The organism is Moraxella caviae (assembly GCF_002014985.1).
Lineage (GTDB): Bacteria > Pseudomonadota > Gammaproteobacteria > Pseudomonadales > Moraxellaceae > Moraxella > Moraxella caviae.
In genome coordinates, this window is the sequence record NZ_MUXU01000041.1 from 1 (window position 1) to 4,230 (window position 4,230).

5 protein-coding genes are annotated in these 4,230 nt (G+C 41.9%); 3 read left to right on the top strand and 2 right to left on the bottom strand.

The window, feature by feature from the left end; all coding sequences use genetic code 11:
• Positions 1–244: 244 nt before the first annotated feature.
• On the bottom strand, positions 245–721 hold the full coding sequence (locus B0181_RS12105) for a ShlB/FhaC/HecB family hemolysin secretion/activation protein (RefSeq protein WP_158078947.1): 477 nt from the start codon (positions 719–721) through the stop codon (positions 245–247).
• Between B0181_RS12105 and B0181_RS07390 the strand changes: the two genes are divergently transcribed.
• From B0181_RS07390 to B0181_RS11900, 3 genes are all read left to right on the top strand, one after another.
• Entirely contained in the window at positions 711–2,117 is a 1,407-nt protein-coding gene (locus B0181_RS07390; protein ID WP_158078948.1) for a VENN motif pre-toxin domain-containing protein, read from the top strand. The two genes, B0181_RS12105 and B0181_RS07390, sit on opposite strands and share 11 nt — an antisense overlap.
• A 5-nt stretch (positions 2,118–2,122) precedes the next feature.
• Entirely contained in the window at positions 2,123–2,560 is a 438-nt protein-coding gene (locus tag B0181_RS07395; protein WP_078276877.1) for a hypothetical protein, read from the top strand.
• Between the two features lie 205 nt (positions 2,561–2,765).
• Positions 2,766–3,077, top strand: a complete 312-nt coding sequence (locus tag B0181_RS11900; protein WP_143821582.1) for a hypothetical protein — start codon at positions 2,766–2,768, stop codon at positions 3,075–3,077.
• A gap of 181 nt (positions 3,078–3,258) precedes the next feature.
• Here the strand turns inward: B0181_RS11900 and B0181_RS07400 are convergent.
• On the bottom strand, positions 3,259–4,230 hold a 972-nt coding region (locus tag B0181_RS07400; protein WP_211276075.1), incomplete at its 5' end, for an Arc family DNA-binding protein.

Sequence of the window (4,230 nt, forward strand, 5' to 3'; positions counted from 1 at the left end):
GGCTATTTTCAAAATCAGGTTGAAAATAGCCAAAAACATAAATAATTTAGGTCTTACTACATCTGGCATGTGGTTGATTCTTTGCAAGTTTTAAATTTGCAATTCATGCTAACTGGTTGAAATTTGATATTTTGCACATTTCACTCTTCATGTGATCACTTATTCCACTCTTATTTGACCACCCAATAAAAAACCACCAGCCAAGCCAATCTGCCCAACTGATGGTTTTGATGTCAACTTGCTTTTAAAAGCTCACCCCCAAACTCACACCACTCACCCAATCTTTGTTTGAAAAGCCGTTGGGCTCACTGATTGCTTTTGAAGTAAAGATGTCATAGTTAAAACTTAGGTAGGGGTTATTTGTATTTGGTGTGTATTGCCCTTTGATGCCAATGAAAGCACCTGCTAGATGTTGTCCAAGCAATAGCTCATTTTGGCTTTTGTCGTGGTTGGTGATATAGCCTGCGTCCAATCCTAGGTAGATGGCATGGTTTGATTGGCTGTTTTGTGAGTTGTTTTGGCTGTTTGCTTTTTGCTGATTTAAAAAACTTGGATAAAAGCTGATGTCTTGTCTGATTAGGATGCCATTATCCGCTGATAATGAACGCTCTCCATCAAAGCCTCTGACGGTGTATCTGCCACCAATGGCCATCTTTAAATCTGGTGTTAGACTGTCTGTGGCATATTGGGCTTTGAGTGTGGTGCTGTGGATGATGGGCATTGGTTATGGTACAATAGACCCAGTCAATCAAACCAGCACCACCCACTCTGCCATCACCGACCAAGCAGGGCTTAGCCATATCAACACAGAGAGCTTCAAACAAGAAGAAGTTCAACATGAGCTAAATCAAATCATTGCTAATGACTTTGATAAGGAGCAAGCGGTCAAAGAGTTAAATGCTCAAGTAACCATCACCCAAGCATTTGACGCTGAACGCCGTGCCATTAGAAGTGAATACGCCAAAAAAGCAGAAGGCTATCGTAAACAAGCTGAAGAACTTCCACAAGGCAGCCAAGAAAGAACAAGGTTAGAAGCCGAAGCCAAACAAATAGACGACAACCTAAGACTCTTCGATGGCATCACCTCCGCATTGTATGCTCCTAACCCAAATGGTATCATAGGTGATGTGGCAAGAGCAGCAAGTCCAGAGCTTGCTTATCAGATTGGGCAGTACTTTAAAAACAATAAAACACTAAACCAACTAGACAATGGTAATAGACCAGAAGAACAATCAGTCAATCATCTACTAGCCCATGCCATACTAGGCGCTGCGGTAAGTTATGCTACTGGTAATAATCCAACGACAGGTGCTTTATCAGGAGCAAGTAGTGAAGTGGCTGCACCTGCCTTGGCTGATTATCTGTATGGCACCAAAGACCCAGAACTACTCACCCAAGACCAGAAAGACGCCATCACAAGCATTCTAAACCTAGCCACTGTTGCAACCGCATATACCACAACGGGCGGTAATGTCACCGATACGGTGAATGCAGTTGAGGTTGGGAAAGTGGGGGTGGAGAATAACTGGGGCGGAGAAGCTTGGGCTTATGCAGTAGGCGGTGGTAAAGAATATGCACAAAGCCAAGCGTCATTAGGGGCTTATTGTGCTCAACAAGGTGGAGATTATGCAACATGTATGGGGTGGACGAAGCAAGATTTATTGAGTAGTGTTATTGAGCTCCACCAGAAGTATAACCACATGACCATTATGAGCGTTTCTCGAGGAGGAGTGGAGCAAATTTTTATCATCAATAACAAAAATGGCAATGTTTATGCTTCTGTTTTGGGTTTTAATGCTTCTTATGATGATCTAAAAAAAGGAAAAACTAAATTACCAATTCAAGGAGCTAGAACCCCAGGAATGTCTGTCAGCTGGGGTAATATTGAGGGTAGAGGGGATCTGAAGGACGAAGCTATTGATGCTGCAATTGAAGGATTGTCTTTTTCTGCACAGGTGTGTCATGGCGTCTGTCTTGGTACAGGCAGAACTTTAAGCGGTACACCAATTCATACCTATGGCATGGGAAGTCCGGGGGCTGGAGTTTCTATCAACCATATGGTTAAATTACCCTTTAGGTTTACAGAGCAAGAATTACAAAAATTAATCAGGAAGTAGTATAGATGATAAGTTATATCAAAGAAAATTTTAATTTTATCATAATCACCCTGTGGTTTATGCTGAGTATAGCAAGTGGTTTGTATAATTATAAGCATCGTGATATATATATTCAAGACATGCGAGACATTGTTAATCTCATTACTCAAGATGTAGAGGAGGGTGTATACAAACCAACATTTCGTTATATTGGCTTTCCTTATTACAACATGTCGTACCAATATTATACACCTTATGACAGCCAAAAAGCCGCTATTTTAAGCAACATCAATGGTAATGATGATTTTGTTTTAATAGGAGAGTATGTTTATGACAACAGCACATCTAAAAAATATTGCTACGGCATTTATGATATTGGTTTTTCGGAGATGTTGGATGGTTCAGGGATTTCATTCTATGTTATTTACAGCAAACAATCTGACTGCTATAAAAAGAAATCTTAGTCCTTAGACTGGGGTCGGCAAGAGTGCAACCCAGCCCGCAGGCTAGGTTTGTGAAGCGTAACCCAGCGTCTTTGGTTTAACTTATTGAATCTGTTTGGCTTTCGCTGTACTCAATCCTAAAACCCACAACCCCAAAAGACCCAAACCCATGACCTATACCAACCACCCATCTTACTGTATACTATCCTTACCAACACGATTGGCATTGGCTGTTTCTTTGACTTTGTGCTGTTCAGCTTATGCCAATACCCCTGAACAGATTGCCCATCAGCAAATCTTGCTTAATGAACAAAGACAAGCGGCGCTTAATCAATCATTGATGGTAAGCCCTAGTATACAAGTTGATGTGCCTGTCGCCGAGTCTATCGCTAAGATGGATTCTGTTCATACTGACAATCAAGACAGTACAGTAGGGTGCGCACAGCGCACCACCAATCTAAACCATTTCATTGGCGTATTGCACCCCTACCCACTTCAGGTTCACATTACCCCTTATAGATATCCGCATTCTAGTTAATGCAATAGCCAATGACAGACATTAATAATATGCACCGGCACAATATGTGTCAGTATAAAAGTACAGGTCGCACCCATGCACCAGCAAAGCAAAGGCCTGTAGTTTGCGCTAAGACATAAACCCAACCAACCCCGCCACCATCTTTTTTTCGATGGTGGTTTTTTATTCTTGATAAAGCGGTTTAGGGATACATTTCCCTTAGCTTGGGATCTTCATTGATATACGCCCGCACCCTAAAGCAGACATCCCGATAGCCGTGCCAGTAGTAATTTGCATCTTGTTTTTCATACATGTACCGATCCCAGATGTCATCCATCCACGGAGTATAGGTTGCTCGTGCAGTCAGCTTAAGTGGATGCTCCACACCTTGTTTTAGCTGTTCACAGACAGCTGCGTCAAATAGGTAGCTCATGGCTTGGTGTTTATACTCACCATGTTTACAAATATCTTTGAGTGCCAACACAAACAAAGCTTGCATTCTAGCACCAGTGGCACCGACAATATCACTTAAATGGATATTGGTGATATAGACTTGAGCATGCTTTTGATCAAATTGCTTGATGATCAGCACCTCACCTGTGTGAATGTTATTTCGGATAAATGAAACCTTTTGAACCTCATCAAATCCCACCTCTGGCTCAAAACAAAACTCAACCACCGCCTCGACGGTATTTAAATTGCTAAAGTCTTTGTTTTTAGTAGGGTAAGGGCAACCCTCATCAAACATCAACCAAGCGGCATGACAACCTAAATAATCTGCCAGTTGTTCAAGCTGGGTAAAGGTAGGCTCAAGATCGCCCTCAAACCAGCGAACCACCTCATCAGCACGCTCATAACCCAATTCATAAGCAATGCGTGCAGGAGCAAGCTGTCTGATCATTGGAACTTTGCATAACTCTACCAAAACGGTATTTAATCGCTCTTTAATAGCACTCAATCGCTTGGTTTTATGATGACGGGCGACAATCTCATCCATCTTCTGGATGATGTCTGCATAGCTGTCATTAGGGGTAGAGAATGAATTGACCAAGCGATAGTTCATTTCTAGGTTTAAAGAACGCCCATTAAACTCTGCTTGCTCTAAGAGTTTTTGTTTCAGATCGGGCGGAATGCGTAGATTCACCTGAATATCACCAGCCATAATAACTCCTTT